This is a genomic window from Pseudodesulfovibrio sp. lm2024, from assembly GCF_051175575.1.
GTDB classification, from domain to species: domain Bacteria; phylum Desulfobacterota; class Desulfovibrionia; order Desulfovibrionales; family Desulfovibrionaceae; genus Pseudodesulfovibrio; species Pseudodesulfovibrio caledoniensis.
Map to the genome: position 1 here is coordinate 908,397 of NZ_CP195092.1, position 26,109 is coordinate 934,505.

A 26,109-nucleotide genomic window follows, 5' to 3' on the forward strand; every position below is an offset into this window, starting at 1 on the left:
CAGGGACAGGGAACGATGTATCCGCAGATTTTCACCGCCGCCCAGGGAGTGGACCAGGCCTTTCTGATCATCCTCGGATTCGCCGTGTTCATCCTGGTGGCCGTGACCGTGACCATGCTCTACTTCCTGTGGCGCTACCACTACACGCGCAATCCGCAGGCCACCGACATCAAGGGTTCGGTCGGTCTGGAGGTCGTCTGGACCGTGCTGCCCACGCTCATCGTGCTCGGCCTGTTCTGGACCGGCTGGACCTCGTTCAAGGCCATGCGCACCATCCCCGAAGGGGCCATGGTCGTGGGCGTGGAGGGGCGCATGTGGTCCTGGCGGTTCACCTACGACAACGGCAAGACCTCCAAGGAACTGGTCATCCCGGTGGACACCCCGGTCAAGCTGGCCCTGACCACCCGCGACGTGATTCATTCCTTCTATGTCCCGGCCATGCGCGTGAAGTGGGACCTGGTGCCCGGCATGGACACCCAGGCCTGGCTGCAGTCCGATACCGTGGGCGATTTCGACATCTTCTGCGCCGAGTACTGCGGTCTCAAGCACGCGGACATGATCACCCTCCTGCGGGTGGTGGAAAAGGAGGACTTCGACGCCTGGCTGAACGGCAAGGAGGAGCCCGCCGAAGAGGAGCTGGGCATGGCCCTGCTCGAGGAGTTCGGCTGCTTCGAATGCCACTCCATGGACCTGTCCGAGGACGCGGCCCCGAGCCTGCTCGATCTGGGCAACCGCGAGGAGACCGTGGTCATGCCCGACGGCACGGAAAAGAAGATCCGGCCAGACGGACCATACATCCGCCAGTCCGTGCGCGATCCGGGCGCGGTCCTGGTCAAGGGATGGGACGATATGATGCCGCCCTACGGCGACGAACTTTCCGACGCCCAGCTGGACATCATGGCCGCCTACCTGCTCAAGGGCGGGCAGGGCAAGGACAAGGGCGCGGCCCTGGCCGACGAACTCGGCTGCCTGGGGTGCCACACCACGGACGGCGCGGACGACGTGGGCCCGACCTTCCTCGGCCTGTACGGCAGCGAGCGCAAGGGCAAGACCTCGGACGGCAAACCGTATGCGCTCAAGGCGGACGACGACTACCTCCGCAAGGCGATCCTTGACCCGTCGGCCGACGTGCCCGAAGGGTACGACGACGAAATGCCCGCCTTCGACGACCTGGACGAGGGATCGGTGGACCAGCTCATCGGCTACATTCGGTCCCTGGGCAAGAAGGACGCCGAATGATCCCGGACCGCATTTCCATGGTTTTCTCCCTCATCCGGCCCAGGGTCAGCCTGGCCGTGGCCGCGGGCAGCCTGTTCGGCGCGCTCTACCACGGCCAGCTGTACGGCGGCTCCGGCCGCGCCTTCATGGCGGCGGCAGGGGCCTTTCTGCTCTGCTCCGGGTGCTCGGCCCTGAACCAGGTCCAGGAGCGCGGGCGCGACGCGCGCATGGAGCGCACCCGCAATCGGCCCCTGGCCTCCGGGCGGATGACCGTCGCGCTTGGGCTTTCGTGGGCCGGACTGTTCGGCCTGGCCGGGCTCGCCCTGTTTTTTCTGGCCGGAGGGTGGCCGACGCTGCTCGCCGGGCTCGGCGTGGTGGCCGTGTACAACGGGCTGTACACCCCGCTTAAAAGAGTCTCGCCCATGGCCCTGCTGGCCGGGGGCGTGGCCGGGGCCGCGCCGCCCGTGACCGGCTGGCTGGCCGCCGGGGGAGGGGGGCTCGACCCGCACATCCTCGGGGTGGCCGTGATATTCTATCTCTGGCAGGTGCCCCATTTCTGGCTGCTGGCCGAAAAACACCGCGAGGACTATGGCCGGGCCGGGTTCGCCTTGCTCGACGTCGGCCTGCCGCCGGTCTTCCGCGCCCGGCTCATGGCGGTCTGGGTGGCCGCCTATTTTGTGGGACTGGGCTGCTTCGCGGGCCTGGCCGGACCGGCCTCCCTGCGCTGCATCGTCCTGCCCGGACTGCTCCTGGCCGGGGGCTTCGCCGCCTGGCTGGCCGCCGCCAACCGGCATAAACCCGCCCTGGCGGCCATGCACCTGTCCCTGCCCCTGGGGCTCGCCCCGCTCCTGCTCGCCACCGTATAACCTGCTTCAAGGACGATCATGCTCTGGCTCCATCCCATCCTCCAGCTCGCGGCCCTGCTCATTGCCGTCCGGGTCTTTTCCATGGGCGTCAACCGGTTCCGTTTCCAGCACCTCAAGCAGAAGTGCGGGTTCAACTGGAAGGGGCACGTCAAACAGGGCAAGGTCGCGGCCTGGCTCTGGCTGGCCGGGCTGGTGCTCGGCCTGTACATGGCCCAGCACACCTGGGGCGCGCTGGGGCTGACCGGGCCGCACTATACCGTGGGGTTGCTCATGTGGCCGTTCATCCTGGCCGGGCTGGTCACCGGCTATCTGCTGCAGAAGCCGGGCCGCAAGCGGCCGGGGTTGGCCCTGGTTCACGGCGCGTCCAACACGGCGGCCCTGGTCCTGGCCCTGTACCAGACCTGGTCCGGGGTGGAGGCGGTCCGTCTGCTCCTGCTCTAGCCGGTCAATGGATTTCCGCAATGAAAAAGGCCGCTCCCGGCAATGGGAGCGGCCTTTACTTACGTTGTCTCAGGGCTAGTCTTCCAGGAAGTAGTCCACGCTGGTGACCACCCGGACCTTCTTGATCTCCGGGGTGTACTGGTCGCGGTCCTGAAGGGAGAAGTACCCCTGGGAGGCGCGCCGGATGCCGCCCACGCGGGACCCGGAGTCCTCGGCGAACTGTTTGGCCGCGTCGCGGGCGTTGCGCGTGGCCTCGGCAATCATGTCCGGCTTGATGGAGTTCAATCCGGTGAAGGCGAAGGTCGGGCGGAACTCGTAGTTCTGGACCAGGAGCACGCCGCGCGAGACCAGTTCCCCGGCCACGGACATGCCCTGCTTGACCTTGGCGATGTCGTTCGAGCGCACGGTGACGACCGCCTGGGCCGTGTAGCGGTGCGTGGGCCGCTGGTTGGGGGAGTTGTACTGGTTCTCCTGCACCTGTGGGGCCGCGTTCATGATCTCGGCGTCGCCCAGCCCCTGTTCCTTGAGAAAGGCCAGGACCTTTTGGCGGGAGTCGGCCAGGGCCGCGTCGAGGTCGGGCAGGGTGTCGGCGGCCACGCTGAAGCTGATGGGCCACATGGCCAGGTCGGCGGGCACTTCGCGCTCGGCCAGCCCCTTGACCGAGACGTAGCGGTCCATGGCCTTGAAATCGACCAGGGCACCGGCCAGGACCCAGCACCCGGCCACGAATCCGACGGCCAGGATGATGCCGGTCAACAGGGAGGGGACGAGGGGTCTGTGTTCCATGATGCTTCCTTTTGGTTGGGGGATGCCGTCCAGTCTCAAACCCTACCGCGTTCGCCCGGGCCAGGCAAGGTGCGGAAACGGGCGAGTGAGGCCGGTGGTTGCCGAATTTTCGTTTTTTCGGCAATACTATGGGTCTTGAGCCCACTCACAGCAAACCGACGAGGACATCGGCATGAAACAATATTCCCTCACCCTGGCCGCCTGCCTGATCGCACTGGCCGCCGCATTGGCCGCGCCCGCCATGGCCTCGGACCTGTTCCCCGACGTGGCGCTGCAGGGCGGGATCAGCCCCGAGCAGCGCCAGTACCTGGGCGTCCCGGAAGGCGACATCCGGCTTTCGGACATCAACGCGGACTTCGTGTTCGTGGAGGTCTTCAGCATGTACTGCCCCATCTGCCAGCACGACGCGCCGGGCGTGAACGACATGTTCGCCCGCGTCCTGGCCTCGGACCAGGCGGACAAAATCCGGTTCGTGGGCATCGCGGCGGGCAACACGCCCTTTGAGGTGGCCTTCTACCGCAAGAAGTTCGACGTCCAGTTTCCGCTCTTCGAAGACCCGGACTACGTTGCCCACAAGGCCGTGGGCAACGTGGGCACTCCGGCCTACTACCTGGTCGACCTGCGCGACCGCAAGCGGGCCGTGATGGTCTTCCACGAGGGCGAGATCAAGGACAAGGAAGCGTTTTTGAAGAACATGCTGGAACTGATCGGGAAGTAAAGGGGGAAGCCATGAGACGCGCGCCGCTTCTTATCCTGTCGGCCGGGCTGCTGGCCGGGCTGTTGTCGTTTTCCGTGGCCCTGGCCGCCCATCTGGACACCTTCGACCCCGGCAAGCTCAAACCCACGGATTCGACCCTCAAGGTCAAGGTGGGCGACGTGGCCCCGGACTTCACCCTGCGCGAGATCAAGGGCGGCACGGTCACCCTGAGCGACTATCGCGGGAAGAAGAACGTGGTCCTGTCCTTCGTTCCGGCGGCCTGGACCCCGGTCTGTTCGGACCAGTGGCCGGGCTACAATCTGGCCCTGGACATGTTCCACGCGCTGGACGCCGAGATCCTCGGCATCAGCGAGGACAATATCCCGTCCCAGGCCATGTGGGTCAAGGCCATGCACGGCCTGAACTTTCCGGTGCTGTCCGATTTCTGGCCCCACGGCGAGGTGGCCGGGGCGCTGGGCATCCTGCGCTCGGACGGCACGGCCGAGCGGGCCATCGTGATCATCGATAAAAAGGGCGTCATCCGCTACATCGACGTCCACGACATCAACTCGCGCCCCGACCTGGGGTCCATCATCCACGAACTGGAAAAGCTCGCCCCTTAGGCCTAGACGTCCGTCAGCGTCCCGTTGTCCTGGTCGAACAGCTCGGCGTACCGGGTGATGCCCAGGGCCTCGAACACGGACCGGAAGTTGCTCGACAGTCCGGCCAGGTAGACCCGCGTGCCCGAGCCCGCGTTATTGCGCAGCAGCTCGGTCAGGCCGGTGATCCCCGCGCCGTTGATGGAGGCGTTCTTCTCGAATTCGACGAGCACGGCCTCCTTGCCCATGGTCACGGCCTTTTCGAAGGCCTCGGTCAGCCTGGGCATGGTCATGGCCGAGACGTTGCCGCGCACGCCGATGACGGCGGCGCGGTTCTTCTCCTCCAGGACCACCTGCCCCTCGGCGTTGCGCGCGATGGTCATGCGTTCCTTGGCGCGGGTCAGGGCCTTTTCCAGGGCCTCGCGCTTGAGCGGCTTGTTGATGAAATCCGTGGCGTCGAGGTTCAGGGCCTGGATGGCCAGGTCCATGTCGCCGTGCCCGGTGATGACGATAACCTCGGTGGCCGGGTTGAGCTTCTTGATGGCCTTGAGGGCCTCGATGCCGTCCATGATCGGCATCTTGATGTCCGTCAGCACCAGCTCCGGGGATTCGCGCCGGAAGGTCTCGACCCCCTCCAGGCCGTTCTCGGCGGTCAGCACCTCGTAGCCGTAGGCCGAGAGCAGGAGGGTGAACATCTTCAGTGTGGGCCGTTCGTCGTCTATGACCAGTACTTTGTCACTCATGCCTTGGTCTCTCCTCGCGCGGCCGCCGGAAATTCCATGCGGAAGACCGTGCCGCGCCCCTTGGTGCTGTCTATGCGGATTTCCCCGCCGTAATCCTTGATGATGCCGTAGGTGATCGCCAGGCCCAGGCCCATGCCCTGGCCCGCTTCCTTGGTGGTGAAAAACGGTTCGAATATCTTCTGCCGGTCCTTCTCGTCGATGCCGCCGCCGGTGTCCTCCACCTCGAGGAACACCCCGCCGTCATGGTCGCCCGTGCGGATGACGATCCGCCGGTCTCCGCCGGTGTCGGCGTTGGACACGTCGTTGATGGCGTCGCGCGCGTTGGTCACGAGGTTGAAGATGACCTGCTGCAGCCGGTTGGAGTGCGCCCGCACCGGGGCGAGCCCGTCGGCCAGGGCGAGTTCGAAGCGGATGTTGTCCAGCTCGAACTGCCGCCGGACCATGGACAGGACCGCGCGCACCGGCTGGTTCAGGTCCACCGACTCCTCCATGAGATCGGACTTGCGGCCGAAGGAGCGCAGGGTGTCGATGATCTCGGCGGCCCGGTCCACCTGGGCCGAAATCTCGTCGACCACCTCCCTGAAGTGCTCCTTGGGTATCTCCAGGTCCTCCTCGCGCATCATGGACAGGAATTCGCTGCCCACCTTGATGGCGTTGAGGGGTTGGTTGATCTCGTGGGCCACGCCCGCCGACATCTCGCCCAGGGACTTCATCTTGGCCGCCTGGATGAGCTGGGCGTCCTTTTCGATCAGTTCGGTGATGTCCGTGACCGCGATGATGATGGCCTGCTTGCCCCGGTAGGAGATGGGGCAGGCGTGCATGTTCACGAAGAAGGGCTCGCCGCCGTTCTTGTAGTGCAGCCGCTTGGGATAGTAGACGCACCCGCCGCCGCCCTCGGTGAAGAAGTCCAGGCAGGCCGTGTTGTGCTCCGGGCCGAGGTCCAGGAAGGGCATGCCGATGAGTTGTTCGCGCGGGTAGCCGTAGAGCTCGGTGGTCCGTGGGTTGGCGTCGCGGATGGTCGCGCTGGCGCAGTCGACCACGAAGATCGGGTCCGGGCCGGAGTCGAACAGGGAGCGGTACTTCTCCTCGGACTCGCGCAATCTGCGGCGGTAGAGCTTGATGGACCAGACCATGTTGCGGAAGGAGTCGCCCAGCTGGACCACCTCGTCGCCCTGGTGCTTGCGGTAGAAGGCGCAGTCCGCGCACTTGCGGTGGGTCTCGGCGGGCGTCTGGCCGGAGCGCGACTGGTCGAAGTGCCAGCAGGGCAGGTCCGTGTTGGAAAAGGCCGGGCACTCGGCCGAGTTCCAGTCCTCGCCCGAGCCGAGCTTGAGCGGGATGTCGAAGTTGCCCCGGCTGATCTCGTCGGACAGACGGGTCAGGTCCGAGACCGGCTTGGTGATGTACTTGGACAGCCAGGAGGACAGGATGATGGTGATGACGACCACGGCCGAGATGAAGCCGAGGAAGGCCACGCGCAGCTTGCCCACCAGGGAGTCGATGTGCCGCTTGTTCAGCCCCACGTGGACCGTGCCGATGCGGTACAGCCCCTCGTTGATGGCCGCGGCCAGGTCGTAGACCTCCTGGCCGCCCAGCTCTATGAGTTTAATGGAGTCCGGCTGGCCCGGCGGCAGGGTGTTGGCGCGCAGGTTGCCGGGCAGCTTGTGGGTCAGGGTGTGGGCCAGGATGTTGCCCGCCTGGTCCTCGATGAAGATGTAGGCCACCAGGTCCTTGCGCTGCCGCAGCCGGGCCTCGTCGAAGATGAGCACCAGCAGCTTGGGGATGTCGTTGTCCAGGAGGTAGGAACCGCCGCGCTCGGCCACGGAGTGGGCGATGGCGAAGCCGCGCATCTCCAGCTCGTTGGTCAGGGACGAGACCAGGATCCAGCGCGAGATCAGGGCGATGGCCACGGAGATGAACAGGACGGCGGCCAGCATGGAGAAGAGCAGCTTCTCGCGCAGGCCGATGCGGGTGAACCGGGCGGCTATGCGTTCGCCCATGGTCATTGCGGTCTCCTCAGCTCGCGCTTGAACTCGGCCCAGTCCGTGAAGGGGATGAACTTCCCGTCGTACAGCTTGGTGAAATGGATGGCGTCCAGCCCCTGGCGGTCATAGGGGCCGTAGGTGATGGTCAGGTTCGGCCCGAGCCTGAAGTCCTTGATGGACTCGATGGCCCTGATGAACCCCTCGCGGGTCAGGTTTCGGCCCGCCCGGCGCAGCCCCTCCACCAGGATCTCGGCGTTGAGGAACCCTTCCAGCCCGACGAAGCTCGGGGTGTCGTCCGGGTAGTAGCGCCGCAGCAGCTTGACGTAGTTGGAGGCCGAGTCGGTCGTGTCGTCGGACTCCACGGGCGGGGGAACCACCTGGGACATGAACACGTGGGCCGGGGAGGCCCTGCCCACCCGCCAGGCCAGTTCCTCGGCGCCGACAAAGGACACGGTGTAGAAGATCGGATTGAAGCCCTCTTCTTCGGAAAGATTAATGAACCGCGCGCACGCCCCGTAGGTGCCGATCATGACCACGGCCTCGGCCCCGGATTTGCGGATGCGGTCCAGCCCGTCCTGGACGTCCAGTGTGCCCCGGATGTAGGAGCCGCGCGCCACGGGTTCCAGGTCGAATTTCTTGAGCGCCAGTTCGGTGCCGATGAGGCCGTCGAAGCCGTAGGCGTCGTATTGGTAGAAGACCGCGATCTTGGTCAGCCCCAAATCCTCGACCATGTGCCGGACCGCGGCCATGGTCTCCTGGTAGTAGGAGGCGCGGATGTTGATGACGTAGCGGTTGGGCGGCTGCCTGAGCGCGTTGGCCCCGGTGAACATGCCGATCAGCGGGATGCGCGCGTCCTCCACCAGGGGCAGGGCCTTGATGGTGGTCGGGGTGCCCACGTAGCAGAACAGGGCGAAGACGTTCTTGTCGATGATGAACCGCTGGGTGTTGGCCAGGCACTGGGGCGGGTCGTAGGAGTCGTCCTCGGCCTCGATCCGTATACGGCGGCCGTGGACCCCGCCCTGCTCGTTGACGTGGCGGATGTAGGCCCGCGCGCCCCGCAGGGTCTGGGTGCCGAGGTAGCCCGCGTGGCCGGACAGGGTCAGGGAGGAGCCGAGGGTTATCATGTCGTCGCTCACGCCCGGCGTCCCGCCGTCCTCGGCCGCGGTCTCCTGGGACCGGCCGCACCCGGTCGGCGCCAGGGCCAGGACCAGGCAGATGAGAATGCAGATCAGCGGGGCGTTTCGCACGTTTCGGCTCCATGTTGGGGTCGGCGGCCAGACATTGCCATTACCCGTTACCGCCTCGTCGGCCAAAAGACAAGAAAGGACCATTTCCCCACAATGTAACATCGTTTTTTGCCCCGCTCTCGGGGGTAAAGACCCCGGCAGTACATACCTGCCGGGGTCAAGAAAAACTCCGCTTGCCCCGGTCGCCTGGTCGGCCGCCGGACGGTGCGGCTTACGGAGGTGTTCGCGCATGGAGCGTTCGAGATGGAGACCCCCGGCGCGGGGGAGACCCGCGCCGGGGGTGAGGTTCGTTAGGAGGACATGCGTTTGACCGGACGTCCCAGGGCGGCCAGGAACTGCTTCCTGGACATGGGCCCGCGTTGGATGCCCGAGGCGTTGGCGGACAGGGACTCGTAGTAGCTGTCCGGATCGGTCTGCACCAGGTAGATGACCCGCACCGAATCGGCGTCCACCAGCTCGGCGTCGGGGTACTTCTCGGCGGCTTTCGCCAGGCGCTCCTCGGCCAGGACCAGCATCTCGTCCCGGTCGCCGAAGTTCATGGCTCCGGTGGGGCAGGTCTTGACGCAGGCGGGCAGCAGCCCGATCTTGACGCGGTCCACGCACATGTCGCACTTGACCACCCGGCCGGACTTCTCGTCCAGGCGCGGGATGTCATAGGGGCAGGCCATGGAGAAGGCGTCCTTGTCGGGTTCGTCGGCGGTCAGCTCGGTGTAGACCACGGCCCCGGTCTCCTGGTCATGGATGATGGAACCGGGAATGGTCATGGCATCCAGGCAGGGCGGTTCCACGCAGTGGCGGCACTGTTCCGGGAAGAACAGCCACTGCAGGCCGTTGTCGGTCTCCACTTCCTCGAAGCGGACCAGTTTCAGGGTCGAGCCGGACAGGTCCTTGGGGTTCTGGTGGGAGCCCCAGTTCTCGGTCTTCTCGGCGGGCAGTTTCTTCCATTGCTTGCAGGCAACCTGGCAACCACGGCAGGCCGTACACTTGGTCAGGTCGATGAAGAATGTCTTACTCATGTGTCATTCCTCCTTTACGCCTTACGGACGTTGACCATGAAGGCCTTGGTTTCAGGGATACCCGTGTTCGGGTCGCCTACGGACGGGGTCAGGATGTTGGCGGAGTCGCCGCCGTCCTTGGGCCACGACCAGCCGAAGTGCCAGGGCAGGCCGACCTGATGGACCGTGGTGCCCTGGACCGTGAACGGCTTGAGCCGCTTGGTCACGATGGCCTTGGCCCAGATGGAACCGCGCAGGGAGTCGACCATGACCTTTTCGCCGTTCTCGATGCCGCGAAGCTGCGCCAGTTCCTGGCTCATCTCCACGAAGACCTGCGGTTCGGCCTCGATCAGCCAGGGCTGGTTGCGGGTCATGACGCCGGTCTGCCAGTGCTCGGTGACGCGGTAGGTGGTGCCCACCAGGGGATACCTGGGATCGCACACGGCCTTTTCCTCGTCGTCGAACTTGAGGGCCGTCGGATTGTGCAGGGTGTTCGAGAAGGGATGCGACTTCACCGGGCATTCCAGCGGCTCGTAGTATTCGGGCAGCGGCCCGTCGGCGCGGCCGGGGCCGAAGAGCTGGCCGAAGCCGTTCTTGCGCATGATGAAGGCGTACTTGGTGCCCGGGGCCCAGCCGCCGTCCGGCACGTCGCCGATCCACTTCTCGCCGTTCCAGGCGATGACCGCCTTCTCCGGGTTGTAGGGCTTGCCCTTGAGGTCGACCGAGGCGCGGTTGTAGAGCACGCGGCGGTTGACGGGCCAGCACCAGGAGAAGTTCGGGTACAGGCCGATGTTGGCCTGCTCCGGGGTCTGGGCCAGGTCGCGCCGGGCGGCCATGTTGCCCTTTTCGGTGTAGGAGTGGCAGTACAGCCAGTTGCCCGAGGCGGTGGAGCCGTCGGCCTGCAGGAAGGCGAAGCTGGGAACCTGTTCGCCCTTCTTGTACATCTTCCCCTTGATCTCGATGTCGCGGGTGAAGTGGCCGTTGATCAGCTTGGCCGTCTTGTGGGGATCGAAGACCCCGTCGGTGGCGATGGCGTCCCAGGTGAGCCGGGTGATGGGCTCGGGGTACACGCCGCCTTCCTTCTTGTACAGGTCCTGGATCTCCTTCATCAGTTCATAGATGAGGTCGCCGTCCGGCTTCTGGCCGTTGGGGGAATCCGGACCCTTGTAGCGCCACTGCATCCAGCGGCCGGAGTTGGTGATGGAGCCTTCCTTCTCGATGGACACGGCGCAGGGCAGGAAGAAGACCTCGGTCTTGATCTTGGTCGGGTCCATTCCCGGTCCTTCCCAGAACCAGCCGGTCTCGTTGGGGAAGATGTTGACGTTCACCAGCCAGTCCAGCTTGGTCAGGGCCTGCCTGGTCTTGTTGGAGTTTGCGCCAGAACAGGCCGGGTTCATGCCCCAGGACAGCAGCCCCTTGAACTGGCCGTCGTCCATCTTGTCGAACAGGGACAGCCAGGAGTACTCCCGGGCCGACAGCGAATCGAGCCTGGGCAGGTAGTTGTATGCCGTGGCGGGATCGTCGTCCTGCCACATGGATTTGATCAGCGAGGCGGAGTACTTCGGGAAGTTGCCCCACCAGTTGGCCGATTTGGGATCGTGGGAGACCGGGGTGTGGGCCTTGTTGTACGCTTCCAGGGTGGGCTCGGAGCCCTGCGGGGTCGCGAGGTAGCCGGGAATGATGTGGTACAGCAGGCAGTGGTCCGTGGACCCCTGGACGTTGGATTCGCCGCGCAGGGCGTTGACGCCGCCGCCGGCCACGCCGATGTTGCCCAGCAGCAGCTGGATCATGGCCATGGTGCGGATGTTCTGCACGCCCACGGAGTGCTGGGTCCAGCCCATGGCGTACATGATGGTCCCGGCCTTGTCCTTTTTGCCGGTGGCCGCGTAGGTCTCGTACAGCTTGGTCAGGGCTTCCTTGGGCATGCCCGAGATGGAGGAGACCTTGTCCATGTCGTAGCGCGCGTAGTGCTTCTTGAGCAGCTGGTACACGCAGCGGGGATCGGCCAGGGTCGGGTCCTTTTTGGGGTTGCCCTCGGCGTCCATGGCGAATGCCCAGGTGGACTTGTCATAGGACCGGGTGGCCTCGTTGTAGCCGGAGAACAAGCCGTCGTTGAACGAGTACTTGTCGCCGACGATGAAGGATGCGTTGGTGTAGTTGACGACGTAGTCCCGGAAGATCAGGTCGTTGTCCAGGATGTACTTGATCATGCCGCCCAGGACGGCGATGTCGGCACCCGAGCGGATGCCCGCGTAGAAGTCGGCCTTGGCCGAGGTCCTGGTGAACCGGGGGTCGACGTGGATAAGGGTTGCGCCCTTTTCCTGCGCCCTGGTCACCCACTTGAAGGAAATGGGATGGTTCTCCGCAGCGTTGCTGCCCATGATGAGAACACAGTTGGAGTTCTGGATGTCAATCCAGTGGTTGGTCATCGCACCGCGTCCGAACGACTCTGCCAGAGCCGCAACAGTCGCGCTGTGTCAGATACGCGCCTGGTGCTCGATGTACACCAGGCCGAGGCTGCGGAGCATGGTCTGGTAGGCCCAGCACTCCTCGTTGTCGAGAGCGGCGGACCCCAGGGAGGCGATGCCGTCGCAGCGGTTGACTACCTGGCCCTTGGCGTTCTTCTCGGTCCAGGTGGCGTCGCGGGTGGCCTTGATGTTGTGGGCGATCTTCTCCAGGGCCCACGACAGGGAGACCTTCTTGAATTCCTTGGAATAGGGCGCCCGGTACAGGACGGAATCCGGACGGCGGTCGTTGTCGCCCAGCTGCCAGATGGAAGCGCCCTTGGCGCACAGCGAACCCTCGTTGATCGGATGATCCGGGTCGCCTTCCACGTTGACGGCCTTCATGTCCTTGAGGGACGTGTTCACGACCAGGCCACAGCCCACTGCGCAGTAACAGCATACGGACGTGGTCTGCTTGCTCCATTTCGGGTCCAGGGCGGCGGCGTAATTCGGCAATGTCGCCGCCTTGGCCTTGCAGCCGAACCCCAGCCCGCCGAACGCCGTGGCCGTGGCCGCGACAGCGGAGAGCTTGAGGAAGTTTCTACGGTTGGTGTGCATCATACCTCCTGTGTTGTTGCGGGTCAGCGCCCGCGGATCTCGCGGCCGAGCGCCACGAGAAGCCTGTAACCGCCGGACTGTACGGCGGGGCCGCAACCGGCCGCGAAGACGACGGGCTCGCCCATGAGGCGGTGGACCGCGGGAGTCATCTCCAGAGCCGCTTGCCGGACCCCGGCCGCAGCGAATCCCAGCCCGCCGAAGGGCATGGGGGTCGCGGCGGCGTCAGCCGGCAAATGTTGTTTGTTCATGCGCATGCGCGTGCCTCTCCCATTTCTTCCGTTATCCCCCTTATGATGAATCCGCGACGAGGGGGCAAAGAATGTTTTCTTGCAACACCTTTCACACAGGCAAAAACATGCTTTTTTTAGCTGGATGGCTCTATAGCTGGATCTACTTTATGTCAGTTTTGACATAAATTGATTTCCGCCTCACGGTTTGACACCGGCGGATACGGTCGGGAAATGGACAGCGGGCGCGAAAAAGCCCGGTCCGGGACGCCGGATCGGGCTTGTCGTCCTTCGGGCCGGCTGTCGGCTAGTCCGTGTTCGGCACCAGCGCGCAGAGATAGGCGGCCAGGATTTCGCCCAGGGACTTGTCGCGGTTGTTGAAGCGGAACTCCAGCTCCTTCATGTACAGGGGGAACCGCTGGCAGGAGATGCCCCGGAACTTCTTGATGCGCGACTGGGCGTATTCCCAGAACTCGTCGCCCACCGCGTCGATGTGCGGGGGCTCGTCGTAGCGGCGGATGACCTCGTAGGGCAGGGAGTCGTTGCCGCAGAACATGAGCGCGTCGTACTCCTTGTAGCGGTCCGTGTAGACCAGGTTGCCCGAGCGGATGAGCTTGAGGTGGAAGTTCATGTGGAAGTGGAACAGGGTCTCGGCCTGGAACCCGGGCACCAGGTCGATGAAGACCAGGTCGTCGCGGCGCAGGATGCCGTAGACCGGGATGGTGTCCATGCGCATCTCGCGCGGCCCGCCGGTCAGCCGGTTGCCCTTGAGATAGGAGTCCAGGCCGGTGGCAGGACTGATCAGCTGCCGGGCGTCCAGGGCGTTGGCCAGGATGGCGAAGCGGATGGCGGTCAGGGCCTTGTAGACCGTGTTGTAGGACAGACCCAGATCCTCCTTCATCTGGTGGACCGAGCGCTCCTCCACGAACAGGACGATGAGCCGCAGCCACTCGCCGGGGCTGAGCGCGCCGTTGTTGATCCACCGGCCCGAGAAGGGCTGGAAGGTGTACTTGCAGGACGCGCAGCGCAGCCGCTCGCCGGACAGGGTGTAGACCTTGCGGTGCCCGCAGCGCGGGCAGAAGGGATCGCCCGTGGGCCAGGACAGCTCCAGGAAATAGTCCCTGGCCTTGTCCTCGTCGCGGAACAGCGCCTCGAAGGCGGCGCTGTTTTCCGGCGGCGGGATGACCGGCATGATGTGCGAATTCTTCGGCATGACGTCCCGTTGCGTTTCGGGCATGGCCCCTCCCGCGGTTAGAACCCCCAGGCGGACAGGGTGGCCCGCCGGTAACCCTGGTTCGCGGCCACATAGTCCAGGGCCAGGGAATCCAGGTCGTCCAGGACCGGGAGCGCCACGCGGTCCAGTTCCCGGAAGTCGATGGTCTTCATGTAGGTCTTGCAGGAATCGCAGACGTCCACCCGGAAACCGGGCTCCTCGTCCACGGTGAAAAAGGTCAGCTTCTTGTGGTCGTCCTCGCCGCAGACCGGGCAACTGATGCGCTTGATCCGGTAGTGGTGGCGGCAGAACGAGCAGGTGGCGTGCCGGAATCCCTCCTTTTGCTCCAGGGAGGAGATCAGCGGCATGGACCCGCAGATCGGACAGGTGCCCACGGGCATGACCTTCATCTCCGGCAGCTTCTCGGCCAGCATCCCGGCCGCGGCCTCGATGGACGGGCCCATGGCCGCCAGGGCCAGGAAGGGCAGGGTCCGGGGCGCTTCGGGCATGCGTTCGGCCCAGGAGGCGAAGAAGGCGGTGTCGTCGTCCAGGACATGCTTGAACAGCTCGGCCGGGGTCAGGTCGCCCTTGTCCAGGGCCTCGCCCACGAGCCGCGCGCCGTCGCCCAGGGCTCCTTCGGACTTGCCGACCAGCTCGACCAGCTCGCCGAGCAGCTTCTCGGCCTGGGCCGCGTCAAAGGGGAAGTTTTCACGATTGATCAGGGACACGCCCTGGAAGACCGCCTCGGCCGGGGAGAGTTCGCTGTCCGGCGGCAGGGTCACCCGGGCCTCGGGTAGGGCCGCCAGTTGAAGGTGCGTCACCGCATCGAGCATGTCGATGAGTTCGGCGGATATGTACGACTTCTTTCTGAGTTGCGCCAGTTTCCGGTCGAGCCTGCTTGTCTCAAGGGCCATGTCGCGTTCCATGTGGTTCTCCAGAGTGTTTTCCGATCTTGAAAAACAGTATCGGAGGGGAACGCCATCTTGCCAAAGGTCTTGCACTTACTCAAGATTTGGCACAAAAATATATATCTATTCGAAATATTTGATATTAATCCATTCAATTATGCCAAAATGGACATATATTGGATAGAATGGATCAATAAAACAGGCTGGTTACAACGGCAAAAAAAATCATGAGAAAACGGTTTCGGGGCCCGAAATCAGAAGCCCACGATGCGTCCGTTGTCGTTGTAGACCCAGAAACTGTCGTCCTTGATGTTGCCGATCAGGGTGATGCCGGTCTTTTTGGCCAGCTCCACGGAGAAGCTGGTGGCCACGGCCGTGGAGGCCAGGACCGGGACGCCGATGCGGACGACCTTGAGCAGGATCTCCGAGGCGATGCGCCCGGTGGAGACGATCATCTTGTCGTCCACGGCCACGTCGTCCAGGAAGCACTGGCCGCAGAGCATGTCGATGGCGTTGTGCCGCCCGATGTCCTCGCGGAACAGGAGCATCTCGTCCGGCGTGCACAGGGAGGAGTTGTGGCAGCCGCGCGTGTGCTTGTACAGGGTGGAGCGCTCGTGGAGTTCCCTGGCCAGGGACAGGATCTGCTCCGGGGTGACGCGCACGTCGCCGCCCACCGTGCGCTTGGAGATGGTCGCCACATTGCGCCCGAAGTTGGTCCCCTTGCCGCACCCCGAGGTGATGGACCGCTCCATGATGCGGTCCTTCCACGGGTCGTGGCAGACCTCCACCTCGGCCACCAGCCGGTCGCCCTCGTCGCGCACGGTCAGGTCCGTGAGCTGGGCCGGGCTGGAGATGAAGGCGTCGGACTTGAGAAAGCCCACGGCCAGGTACTCCGGGTATTTGGCCGTGCACAGCAGCGTGACCACCTCGCGCCCGTTGAGCATGATGGTCAGCGGCACCTCCCGGATGGAGTCGATCCGCTTGCGGGTGAACCCCCGCTTGTATTCGTGAACGTCGTATTCGTATGATTCAGGGCTCATTTCCGCCTCCGTGCCGTATTTCGGCATCCCTTCCTGTCCCTTTTCTATCTTTCTCCCCGGGCGGCGGGCAAGCGCTGCCATTTACCCCTGACTCTCACACCCGTGCGGGGGCGCGGCAGGCATTGGCTGCTGATGATGTGTTATAGTTTGTACAAGAATTATATCTTGTTGTTGAAGCGAAGACGGATTCGGGTGTATTCAATAGGCTGGGACAAGGTCCTGTCCGGTCCGCTGTGGGCCGCCGCAAGAGCCCCGGGGTGAAGTGGGATGAAACGGTGTTTTCCCTTTTACCTGAACATCGTCACGGTGTTCTCGATTTTGATCATCGCCATCGTCTCGGCGGTCGTCATGTACGGATATCTGGGCAACGCCTCGGCCGCCCTGGTCTCGGCCCGCCAGCTGCTCATGCGGGCCGGGGACTCGGTCTCGGAGCGCTCCAGGATACTCTTCGACACGGCCTTCAACACCACCGACCTCTATGTGGACTTTCCGGGGATCAGCGAGAAGGGGTCGATCCATTCCCATCCCATGAGTCACGTCTTCTTCCGCCTCCTGGAGCAGCACCCGGACTTCACCTCGGTCTACATCGGCTTCGCCGACGGCGACTTCTACCTGGTCTCCACCCTGCGCGGTCGGGAGGGCATGAAGCGGCGGCTCGACATCCCGGCCAACGCGGTCTGGTATACCCAGAACATCGGCCACCTGGAGGACGGGACCCGGTACGAACTGAAGAAGTATCTGGACGCCGGGTTCGTCACCGTGGGCTCCTCGGTGACCCGCGATCCGGCCTACGACCCCCGGCAACGGGGTTGGTTCCTGTCGGCCGAGAAGCGGGACGGGCCGACCCTGAGCGACGTCTATGCCTTCTCCCTGTCCGGCGAGCCGGGCATTACGGTTTCGCACCGTTTCGAGAGCGGGGTCTCCGGGGTGTTCGGCGTGGACTTGTCCCTGTCCAATCTCTGCCGTTTCGTCCGGCGGCAATCCATGGGCGACAACAGCGAGATCGCCATCTTTGACAAAGCGGGCAAGGTCTACGCCTATTCGGACCTGGACCGGCTGGTGCAGAGCATTTCCTGGTCCCGGCAACTGTCGGGCCCCAAGGCGGGCGAGACCGAGATCGATCGTCTCGGGGCGCCTTCCCTGTCCGCCCTGGTTCGGGAATACGAGGCGCGCGGAGGCCGGGGCACCGACGCCGGGGAGCTGTCCGTGGACGCGGTGCGCTACCTGTATCGGGTGGACCCGCTGCCCGAGGAGTACGGCAAGGGGCTGTTCGTGGCCGTGGCCGTGCCCGAGGAGCGGTTCACCGGGCCCATCGCCGCCATCGGCAGGAAGACCCTGCTCGTCTCCCTGGGGTTGCTGCTCCTGACCCTGCCCATCATCTACGCCGTGGCCAAGCTGATCAGCCGCCCGCTCATCCTGCTGACCGGGTCGGTGGAGAACATCCGCGCCTTCAACCTGCGCGTTCCGGTGCGCATCAAGACCTTCATCCTGGAGATCCGGGACCTGGCCGCCGCCCTGGAGACCATGCGCAGTTCGCTCAACGCCTTCGGCAGCTACGTGCCCCGGCCCCTGGTCGAGCGCATGATCACCAACGACATCTCCCCGGCCCTGGGCGGCGACCGCCGGGAACTGACCCTGCTGTTCACCGACGTCGAGGGGTTCACCAGCCTCTCCGAGGGGCTTTCGCCCGAGGCCCTGACCGCCGAGATCACGGAATATTTCAAGCGGGTCAGCCAGGTCATCCTGCACACCAACGGCACGGTGGACAAATACATCGGCGACGCGGTCATGGCCTTCTGGAACGCCCCGGTGCGCAACCCCGCCCACGCCCACGACGCCTGCCTGGCGGCCCTGCGCTGCCGGGCGGCCCTGCGGATATTCAACCGGGGGCGGCGGGATTCGGGCCAGCCCGAGTTCAGGACGCGCATGGGCATCCACACCGGCGAGGCCGTGGTCGGCAACATCGGGTCTTCGGACCGCATGGCCTACACGGCCATCGGCGCGAGCGTGAACATGGCCTCGCGCCTGGAGGGGCTGAACAAGTACCTGGGCTCGTCCATCCTGGTCAGCGAGACCGCCCGGTTGGCGGCCGGGGACCGGTTCGTCTTCCGCTTCGCCGGGCGGGTCGTGCCCAAGGGCACCTCGGCCGGGGTGGGCGTGTACGAGCTGCTCGGCACCCGGCACGGCTCGACCGGGGTGTACGGCCCCCTGGCGGTGGACGAGGGCGCAGAGGCGCGGCTTGCCGAGTGGGACGCCTGCTTTGAACTGCTTTTATCCAGGGAGTTCGCGGCGGCCGCCGACGCCTTCGGCACCTATCTCGCCGGCCACGGCCCGGACCGACTGGCCGGGCATTTCCATGAATTGGCCGAAACCTTCACTTCCCGGCCTCCGGCGGCCGACTGGAAGGGGGAGCAGATTTTCGATGCCAAGTAGAAGAGCCCCCCTGCGATTTCTTGCGGCCCTGCTGGCGGCCGCGATCCTGCTCGCCTGGACCGGCGCGGCCCGCGCGGCCACGCCCGTGATCTTCTGGACTACCGAGGTCGCCCCGGAACGGCAGGCGGTCATCGAATATCTGGCCAGGACCTTCATGATCTTCAATCCTGATGTGGAGGTCCGGGTGGTCGGCGTGGAAGAGAACGCCCTGGCCGAGGTCATGACGGCGGCCATGGGACAGGGGCATGGGCCGGACGTGGTCGGCTGCGCCTCCAACCTGGTGGTGGCCTTCTGCAACCGGGGGTGGATGGACAACGACGGCGCGGCCCGGGTGATCGATGCGGTGGGCCGCAAACGGTTCTTTGCCGGGGCGCTCAGCCGGATCAGCCTGCCGGACGGCAGGCCGTGCGGCATCCCGTTCAACGGCTGGGTCCAGGGCGTGTGGTACCGCAAGGACTGGTTCGAGCGGGCCGGGTTGGCCCCGCCCGACACCTGGGACGCCCTGCTCAAGGCGGCCAAGGCCCTGCACGACCCGGCCAACGGACGGTACGGCATCCTGGTGGGCACCCGCAACGACGTCTATGCCGAACAGGTCTTCACCCATCTGGCCATGTCGGCGGGCGTGCGCGAGTTTACCCCGGACGGCAGGGTGGTCTTCGACTCCCCGGCCACGGTCAGGACGCTGAAGTTCTACGCGGAGCTGGCCCGCTACACCCCGCCCGGCCCGCAGTGGTGGCGCGGCCGGGATTACTATTTCCAGGGCAGATTGGCCATGATGTTCTATTCAACCTTCATCATGGACGACCTGGCCGTGCCGTCGGTGGCCGCCGATTCCCTGACCGGGAAGAATTTCGAGGAGCTCACGGGCGCGCCCTACGATTTCCGGCTCCCGGAGAACACGGGCATGGTCTCCAGCCTGACCGGGACCCGCCCGGCCGGATACGGGGTGCTGCACGCCCTGGGCTTGGTCAGGCGCGGGGACCCGGCCCGCGCCGATGCGGCCAGGCGGTTCGTCCGCTTCCTGTTCGGCGAGGACGCCTACGTGACCTGGCTGCACATGGCCCCGGGCGGGATGATGCCCGTGCTCGAGGACATCGCCGCCTCCCCGGTGTTCTATCGCGACGCCCAGGGGGTCTTTCAGAAATACCGGCGCAAGCGGGTGGAATCCATCCTGGCCGGTTTCAATTCCCTGCAGAGCTTCGAGTTCGGGGACGGCAGGCTCATCCCCGAGGCGGCCCGGGTCTCGGCCGAGGGGATCATCGGCCGGATGATCGAGGAGACCCTGGCGGGCAGGGCCACGCCCGAGCAGGCCGTGCATGAGGCCGCCGAGCGCATGCGGGCCGTCGCCGGGCAGTGACGGCTCCCGAGGAACAAAAAGAAAGGGCGGTCCGCCGAAGCGGGCCGCCCTTTTTTTGTCGGTTTCCGTGCCTATTCCGCAGCCGTCTCCACATGGAGGTCGCTGCCCTTTTCCACGATCGCCTGGTCCCAGACATAGTCCTTGAACCACTGGCGGAAGAAGAAGGAGTAGAGGACCGGGCAGAGGACCAGGGTCAGGACCGTGGCCACGGTCAGGCCGGACATGATCAGGTTGGCCATGGGCCGCCACATCTCGCCGCCCTGCAGGGAGAGCGGGACCATGCCGATGATGGTCGTGGTGGCGGTCATGATGATCGGCCGGGCGCGTTCCATGGACGAGAGCACGATGGCGTCGGCCATGGGCAGTCCCCGGCCGCGCTGTATCTCGATGCGGTCGATGAGCATGATGGCGTTGTTCACGATGATGCCGAGCAGGGAGATCATGCCGAGCATGGGCATGAACCCGAAGGGCGAGTTGGTGGCCAGCATGCCGGTGGAGATGCCGATGAACATGGGCGGCAGGGTCAGCAGGATGATCAGCGGACGCCTGAGCGAGTTGAACTGGAAGATGAGCACCAGCACGAGCAGCCCCATGGCCAGGGGCATGTTGGCGTTGATGGCCGCCTGGGCCTCGGCGCTCTCCTCGAACTCGCCGCCGTATTCCACGTTGTAGCCCAGCGGCCAGTCATTGCCGTCCATGAGCTTCTGCACGGCCGGGCGGACCCGGTTCAGGATGGACAGGGCGTAGTAGCCGTCGGCCACGTCCGCCTTGATGGTCATGGTCCTCCCCTGGTCGCGGCGGCGGATGTCCGACGGCTGCCAGTCGAGCCGGGTGGTGGCCACCTGGGACAGGGGCACGCTCGCCCCGGTGTCGTAGGAGTAGACGTTCAGGCTGTCGATCTTGTCCAGGTGGTTGCGGAATCCCTCGTCGTTGCGCAGCAGGATGGGGATGATGGTGTCGCCCTCGCGGTAGTCCGAGGCGGGCAGCCCGGACATGGCGGCCTGCAGGGACACGGCCACGTCGAAGCTGGACAGTCCGGCCTCGCGGGCCTTGTCCTGGTCCACCTGGACGATCATCTTCTTGGTCCACTGGCCCCAGTCGTCCCAGACGCGGGTGACGCCCTCCTGCCCTTCCACGATGGGCGCGATCTTGTCCCGCAGGGCGTAGAGGGTCTTGATGTCCGGCCCGGACAGGCGGATCTGGAGCTTGGCTCCCACCGGCGGGCCGTTCATCAGCTTGTTCAGGCTGTAGTCGGCGTCCGGGAACCCCTTTTTCAGGGCCTGGCGGGTGCGCTTGATGACCGGGTCCACGGCCTCGATGGACGTGGTGTTGACCACGAAGGTGGCCAGGTTGTCGTTCTTCTGCTCCAGGTTCAGCGGCAGGTACCAGCGCGGCCCGCCGTGGCCCACGAACACGCCAACGCCGGTCACGTCCTTGTCGGCCAGGAGGACCTTTTCCAGCCGCTCCACGCGCCGCTCGGTGGCGGTGATGTCCGTGCCGTAGGGCTGCCAGAAGTCGATGGTGAACTGGGCCCGCTCGTTGGGCGGGAAGAACATCTTGGGCACGAACTGGAAGGCCCAGCCCGAGATCCCGCAGCACAGCAGGATACCGGCCACGAACACGATCCGGTGGCGCAGGGACCAGAGCAGCAGCCCCCGGTAGGCGCGGTACAACCGGCTGGAGAAGGTCTGGACGGTCAGCTTGGGCTTGAGCAGGTAGTAGCACATCATCGGGACCATGGACATGGACAGCCCCCAGGAGCAGGCCAGGGTCAGGGTGACCACGATGAACAGGGATTCGCAGAATTCGCCCACCGGATGGGTGGTGGCCAGGGGGATGGGCAGGAAGGCGAAGATGGTCGTCAGCGACGCGGCCAGCAGCGGCATCCACAGCTCGCCGACCGCCCCGGTGGCGGCCTTGAGCCGGTCCTCGCCCGCGGCCAGCCGGACCAGGATGGCCTCGGACACGACCACGCCGTTGTCCACCAGGATGCCCAGCGAGATGATCAGCGAGGCGATGGAGATGCGCTGCAGCCCCACGCCGAGGTAGGGCATGAGCGCGATGCAGCCGAGCATGGCCATGGGTACCAGGGACCCGGCGATGACGCCCGTGCGCAGACCGGCGAAGAGCAGGATGATGACCACCACGAAGGCGAACGACTCGATCAGGTTGATCATGAAGTCGCTGATGGCCGTGTTGACGTAGTCGGGCTGGAAGACCACCAGATTGGTGTCCAGGCCGACGTACATGTTGGCCTTGAGCTCGTTAAGGCGCTCGGCGACCCTTTTCCCGAGTTCGGTGATGTTGCCCCCGTCGGCCATGGACACGGCCAGCATCAGGCACGGTTTGCCGTTGTACCGGGCCATGGTGGACGGCGGGTCCGAGAAGCCGCGCGTGATGTCGGCCACGTCGGCCAGCCGGACCGAGGTCTTCTTGCCCGGCGGGCGGATGGACAGGGAGTATATGTCCTGCACACCCTTGAACTCGCCGGTGGGCTCGATGACGATGCGCTCCGGGCCGACCATGCTCGATCCGCTGGGCTGGAGCGTGTTCTGGCGGTCGATCATCTGGGCCAGGGCGAACGGGCTGACCCCGGCCGCGGCCATGCGCGAGTTGGTGAAGTCCACGAAGATGCGCTCGTCCTGCACGCCCCAGCGCTCGACCTTGCCCACGCCCTTGATCTTGAGCAGCTCGTCGCGCATGTCGTCGGCCGCGTCCTTGAGCTCGCGGTAGGAAAATCCGTCGCCGGTCAGGGCGATGACGATGCCGTAGACGTCGCCGAACTCGTCGTCGACCTGCGGGGTGCGGGCCTCCTCGGGCAGGTCCGGGGCGGCGTCGTCCACCTTGTTGCGCAGCTTCTGCCAGTAGGGCTGCATGTCCATGATGGAGTCCTCGAACTCCACCTCGATGATGGACAGGCCGGACATGGACTGGGATTTGACGGTCTTGACCCCGTCGATCTCGCGGATGCGCTCCTCGAGCTTGTCGGTGACCAGCTCCTCCACCCGCTGGGGCGAGGCGCCGGGAAAGACCGTGGAGATGACCCCGGTGCGGATGGTGAAGTCCGGGTCCTCGCTCTTGGGGATGGAGAAGAAGGTCATCACTCCGCTGATCGCGATGAGCAGGAACAGGACGAGGGAGGTGCGGTTGTTGGTGATGCACCACTTGGCCAGGTTCATGGTCAGCCCTCCGCCCCGTTGTTGATCAGCCTGACCTTGCGGCCCTCCTCCAGACTGTGCACGCCCCGGATGACGATCACGTCGCCCTCGTTCACGCCCCCGGTGATCTCAAGCCCGCGCGGGGTGAGCGGGCCCACGGTCACGGCGCGGCGGGTCACGGTGGAGGTCTGCGGGTCCACCACCCAGATGGCGTGGGAGCCGTCGGGCTCGCCCACGACCGCGGCCGGGGGCAGGTAGAAGGCGGCCCCGGCGTGGCCCAGGCCGGTGAAATTCACGTGGCCGGACATGCCGCTGCGCATGGTCCGGTCGGCGTTGTCCAGGTAGACTTTGACCGGGTAGGTGGAGCCGGTGCCGGACTCCACGCCGATCTCCTCCACCTTGCCGCGCATGGTCCGGCCGGGCAGGGCGTCGAAGACCACGGCCACCTCGTCCCCTTCCTTGACCTGGGCGATGAGGGTGTCGGGCACGGAGATGTACATCTTCATCTGGCGGCCCGCGTTGTAGGTGGCGATGGCCTGGCCCGCGCTGACGTTCTGGTGCACGTCGGCCTCGACCTCGCCGATCCAGCCGTCGAAGGGCGCATGCAGGGTGGTATAGCCCAGCCGCTTGCGGGCGATGTCCAGCTGCTTGGACGAGGCGCTGAGCTGGGCCTCGTAGGACTTGAAGTCCGCCTGCACCTGGTCGAGCTCGCCGCGCGAGATGACCCTGCCCTCGAACAGGCGGGAGTTGCGCTCCATGTCCGCCTTGGCCCGGACGTAGTTGGCCCGGATCTGCTCCATGTTGGCCCTGGCCTGCCTCAGCTCCAGTTCGTAGTCGGACGGGTCCAGGCGGGCGATGACTTGGCCCTTGGAAAACTTGCGGCCGATCTGGTTGCCCGGAAACTCGATGATCTTGCCGCCCACGCGGAAGGAAAGGCTGGTGGCCCGGGCGTCCTCGGCGGTCCCGGCGAACGACCACATCTTGCTGCTGTCGGCCCGAACGGCCCTGGTGGTCTTGACCGGGCGCACGGGCTCGGGCACGGGCTCGGGCGAGCGGTCGCAGGCGGCGAGCAGGGTCAGGCAGAGCAGGACGGCGAGGGAAAGAAAACGATTCATTGTGCGTTCTCCATGGGGAGGCCGAGCAGCCCCCGGATTCGGGTCTTGACGATGGCTTCGATGGTCTTGTGGTGCCCCTCGTAGGAGTCCCAGCCCAGGCGCTTGCAGATCAGGGCGTGGCTTTCCAGGAGCTTGATGATGATGCTGACGATCAGGTGCCCGGTGATGATCGCGTCCGTATCGTCCCGGCAGTGGGTTGCGGTTCCCCTGACCAGGACGCACAGGGATTCCAGATTCGGGCTGAAGAATTCGGCTTCCATCTTGGAGAAGATTTCGGTTGGATGGACCAACTCGCGTGAGATGATGACCACGCCCCAGAGATACTCGGTGCGGACAAGCAATCCGTCGATCAGGGCGCTCATGAACCAGTCCACCACCTCGGCCCTCTCCTCCGGCGTTTCCCCGGCCTCGGCCAAGCGCGCCCGGACTGCCTCGGTGGGCGGGAATATCTGGTCGCGGACGCTGGTGATCTCCTGGATGATGGCCTCGTACAGCCCGGCCTTGCCGCCGAAATGGTAGCTCACCGTGGCCAGGTTGACCCCGGCCTCGGCCGCAAGGGTGCGCATGGACACGCCGTTGTAGCCGTTCTTGGCGAACAGCTCCGCGCCCGTATCCAGCAGCGTGGCCCGGGTTTCCTCGCCTTGGGCCCGCTTGCGGGACTTGCGTCCTCCTCCGCTCATGGTTGCCTCCGTGGGATGGGTGTCGATGTTCGGAAAAGTGGATTCTTACTCCCGGCTCATTTGGTTTGTCAAACGTTCGTTTAAGATAAATTAAGGGACAGTATTCCTAATTGCTGCGGTCCGAATCCGCAGAGTTAGGTGTACTGTCCCTCGAATTGTTTATTTTTTAAAAGGCTTGACCGCCCCCTCCAAATCCGCCTTTTTCAATAAAGATCTTATGTTAGCCTCTTCGATAAAGTCATCAGTAATAATCCATGGGATATGCTTTTCGATTCCGCTATATTCAAACAAATTGTCAGTCTTTTCGACCCATATGCTCTTAAGAGAATAGGTGGCTCCCAGAATGTTTGTTACTTTATCAGGCAGCACCCGGATCATGGTTGTGGGGTCTCGTGGAGTAGAGGCTGTGACGAGTATGGGTATTTGTTGGCCGGCCAATCGGATTCGGTGGGATTGAGGCCCTTGAGTTGAGTTGTTTTCTGTATATTCATTGAGGGCGTCAGACAGTTTGTTTAGGGTATGAATCCCGCCATAATCACGATCAAAAGCTAACGTCGCGATGAGATTCTTATCTTCCCCCAAATCGCAATAGATTGCTTCTGCCTTTAGACTTGGAGGGCGCACAAGAAACTGCTGTAGCCACCGAGGAAGAGTGTAATGTGTTGTTTGAACCATACTTGTACAAGTCCTAATGCCTCTGGTAGTGGTTATATCCATGCCGAAATAAAAAGTGCTTGTTGTGCTTAGGATGGAAGAGGCGATCCAAGTAACTGAGAATAGTAGGAATAAGGCAATCGGCCCAGCCCACACAATTGCTGGCACTATTCGCAATCTAGGTGCATAGAATCCAATTACTGCTGAAAGAAATAATGAAGCTGCAAAGGTTGGGACCACATAATAAAAATGCCAGATGAGATACTCAAAATATAACATCCAAATGAAGGACCATGCAGCCACTGCCAGAAGAAAAATGACAAATAAAAAAGGAATCTTGATAATAATTGGAATGATATTAACAGACTTCATGTGGTGTCCATCCCTCTCCTGCGGCACTAGAATTGCGATCAAACAGGGCTATGTATTAACGGCGGTGATCATATTTGTTCAGGTCAATTTTTATTTAGAACAAACGGCTCATCCGCCGATTCTGCTGAACTGCTGACGAGTCCGCCCCCGCACCCTATAAATATAGTCAGATTTGACGATTCATATTCTCATGACACGTTTTATGCTTCGGAGCACTTAATACCTTGGTGAATATCGCGAGTATCGTCTATTTGTCCAACCTCCAACATTATCGCTAATCGCTTACCCTCTCTGTGCTTTTCACGCTTTCCCCTAA

Annotated in this window: 21 protein-coding genes; 7 read left to right on the forward strand and 14 right to left on the reverse strand. The window is 64.2% G+C overall.

All coding sequences use genetic code 11. From position 1 onward, the window contains the following. Positions 1-15 precede the first annotated feature (15 nt). Genes coxB through ACR42D_RS04140 form a run of 3 tightly spaced genes read left to right on the forward strand, consistent with a single transcriptional unit; the run spans position 16 to position 2,525 of the window. Entirely contained in the window at positions 16-1,239 is a 1,224-nt protein-coding gene (gene coxB / locus ACR42D_RS04130; protein ID WP_484565600.1) for a cytochrome c oxidase subunit II, read from the forward strand. After that, a complete protein-coding gene (locus tag ACR42D_RS04135) occupies positions 1,236-2,084 on the forward strand; it encodes a UbiA family prenyltransferase (RefSeq protein WP_484565601.1) in 849 nt (282 codons plus the stop codon). The genes coxB and ACR42D_RS04135 overlap by 4 nt, the downstream gene beginning before the upstream one ends. Positions 2,085-2,102: 18 nt before the next feature. Next, positions 2,103-2,525, forward strand: coding sequence for a hypothetical protein (locus ACR42D_RS04140; RefSeq protein ID WP_484565602.1), 423 nt, complete (start codon positions 2,103-2,105; stop codon positions 2,523-2,525). Positions 2,526-2,600: 75 nt separating this feature from the next. Here ACR42D_RS04140 and ACR42D_RS04145 read toward each other — a convergent pair whose 3' ends face one another. Next, positions 2,601-3,311, reverse strand: a complete 711-nt coding sequence (locus ACR42D_RS04145; protein WP_484565603.1) for an SIMPL domain-containing protein — start codon at positions 3,309-3,311, stop codon at positions 2,601-2,603. A 172-nt stretch (positions 3,312-3,483) separates the two neighbouring features. Between ACR42D_RS04145 and ACR42D_RS04150 the strand changes: the two genes are divergently transcribed. Both ACR42D_RS04150 and ACR42D_RS04155 read left to right on the forward strand, forming a co-directional pair. After that, positions 3,484-4,029, forward strand: coding sequence for a TlpA disulfide reductase family protein (locus ACR42D_RS04150; protein WP_484565604.1), 546 nt, complete (start codon positions 3,484-3,486; stop codon positions 4,027-4,029). A gap of 11 nt (positions 4,030-4,040) precedes the next feature. Then, on the forward strand, positions 4,041-4,631 hold the full coding sequence (locus ACR42D_RS04155) for a peroxiredoxin (RefSeq protein ID WP_484565605.1): 591 nt from the start codon (positions 4,041-4,043) through the stop codon (positions 4,629-4,631). A 2-nt stretch (positions 4,632-4,633) separates the two neighbouring features. On the opposite strand, the gene ACR42D_RS04160 is transcribed toward ACR42D_RS04155, so the two are convergent. The 9 genes from ACR42D_RS04160 to fdhD all read right to left on the reverse strand — a co-directional run bounded on the left by ACR42D_RS04160 (position 4,634) and on the right by fdhD (position 16,024). Further along, positions 4,634-5,350 carry a response regulator gene (locus ACR42D_RS04160; protein WP_484565606.1) on the reverse strand — a complete coding sequence of 239 codons (717 nt, stop codon included), beginning with the start codon at positions 5,348-5,350 and terminating at the stop codon, positions 4,634-4,636. Then, complete coding sequence (locus ACR42D_RS04165; protein ID WP_484565607.1) at positions 5,347-7,353, reverse strand: ATP-binding protein; 2,007 nt, start codon at positions 7,351-7,353, stop codon at positions 5,347-5,349. Before ACR42D_RS04165 ends, ACR42D_RS04160 begins: the two co-directional genes overlap by 4 nt. Then, the gene (locus ACR42D_RS04170) at positions 7,350-8,579 is read right to left on the reverse strand and encodes an ABC transporter substrate-binding protein (protein WP_484565608.1); all 1,230 of its coding nucleotides are present in this window, start codon (positions 8,577-8,579) and stop codon (positions 7,350-7,352) included. The genes ACR42D_RS04165 and ACR42D_RS04170 overlap by 4 nt, the downstream gene beginning before the upstream one ends. A 290-nt stretch (positions 8,580-8,869) precedes the next feature. Next, on the reverse strand, positions 8,870-9,595 hold the full coding sequence (locus tag ACR42D_RS04175) for a 4Fe-4S dicluster domain-containing protein (protein WP_484565609.1): 726 nt from the start codon (positions 9,593-9,595) through the stop codon (positions 8,870-8,872). 14 nt (positions 9,596-9,609) lie between these two features. Next, a complete protein-coding gene (fdnG, locus tag ACR42D_RS04180; protein ID WP_484565610.1) occupies positions 9,610-12,636 on the reverse strand; it encodes a formate dehydrogenase-N subunit alpha in 3,027 nt (1,008 codons plus the stop codon). A gap of 23 nt (positions 12,637-12,659) precedes the next feature. After that, positions 12,660-12,890 carry a hypothetical protein gene (locus ACR42D_RS04185; RefSeq protein WP_484565611.1) on the reverse strand — a complete coding sequence of 77 codons (231 nt, stop codon included), beginning with the start codon at positions 12,888-12,890 and terminating at the stop codon, positions 12,660-12,662. Positions 12,891-13,170: 280 nt separating this feature from the next. Continuing rightward, entirely contained in the window at positions 13,171-14,055 is an 885-nt protein-coding gene (locus ACR42D_RS04190; protein ID WP_484568436.1) for a transposase, read from the reverse strand. 59 nt (positions 14,056-14,114) lie between these two features. Then, the gene (locus tag ACR42D_RS04195; RefSeq protein WP_484565612.1) at positions 14,115-15,002 is read right to left on the reverse strand and encodes a formate dehydrogenase accessory protein FdhE; all 888 of its coding nucleotides are present in this window, start codon (positions 15,000-15,002) and stop codon (positions 14,115-14,117) included. Between the two features lie 236 nt (positions 15,003-15,238). Next, positions 15,239-16,024, reverse strand: coding sequence for a formate dehydrogenase accessory sulfurtransferase FdhD (gene fdhD, locus ACR42D_RS04200; protein WP_484565613.1), 786 nt, complete (start codon positions 16,022-16,024; stop codon positions 15,239-15,241). A gap of 267 nt (positions 16,025-16,291) precedes the next feature. On the opposite strand from fdhD, the gene ACR42D_RS04205 reads away from it, so the two are divergent. Together ACR42D_RS04205 and ACR42D_RS04210 are read left to right on the forward strand one after the other, a co-directional pair. After that, positions 16,292-18,457, forward strand: coding sequence for an adenylate/guanylate cyclase domain-containing protein (locus tag ACR42D_RS04205; RefSeq protein ID WP_484565614.1), 2,166 nt, complete (start codon positions 16,292-16,294; stop codon positions 18,455-18,457). Beyond that, positions 18,447-19,814 (forward strand): ABC transporter substrate-binding protein, encoded by a 1,368-nt coding sequence (locus ACR42D_RS04210; RefSeq protein ID WP_484565615.1) that lies wholly within the window; start codon positions 18,447-18,449, stop codon positions 19,812-19,814. Before ACR42D_RS04205 ends, ACR42D_RS04210 begins: the two co-directional genes overlap by 11 nt. A 71-nt stretch (positions 19,815-19,885) precedes the next feature. Here the strand turns inward: ACR42D_RS04210 and ACR42D_RS04215 are convergent, their stop codons facing one another. The 4 genes from ACR42D_RS04215 to ACR42D_RS04230 form a co-directional block, all read right to left on the reverse strand. Continuing rightward, the gene (locus ACR42D_RS04215; protein ID WP_484565616.1) at positions 19,886-22,993 is read right to left on the reverse strand and encodes an efflux RND transporter permease subunit; all 3,108 of its coding nucleotides are present in this window, start codon (positions 22,991-22,993) and stop codon (positions 19,886-19,888) included. 2 nt (positions 22,994-22,995) lie between these two features. Next, a complete protein-coding gene (locus ACR42D_RS04220; RefSeq protein ID WP_484565617.1) occupies positions 22,996-24,087 on the reverse strand; it encodes an efflux RND transporter periplasmic adaptor subunit in 1,092 nt (363 codons plus the stop codon). Next, the gene (locus tag ACR42D_RS04225) at positions 24,084-24,767 is read right to left on the reverse strand and encodes a CerR family C-terminal domain-containing protein (RefSeq protein WP_484565618.1); all 684 of its coding nucleotides are present in this window, start codon (positions 24,765-24,767) and stop codon (positions 24,084-24,086) included. The genes ACR42D_RS04220 and ACR42D_RS04225 overlap by 4 nt, the downstream gene beginning before the upstream one ends. A gap of 159 nt (positions 24,768-24,926) precedes the next feature. After that, positions 24,927-25,793 carry a hypothetical protein gene (locus ACR42D_RS04230; protein WP_484565619.1) on the reverse strand — a complete coding sequence of 289 codons (867 nt, stop codon included), beginning with the start codon at positions 25,791-25,793 and terminating at the stop codon, positions 24,927-24,929. Between the last annotated feature and the right edge of the window lie 316 nt (positions 25,794-26,109).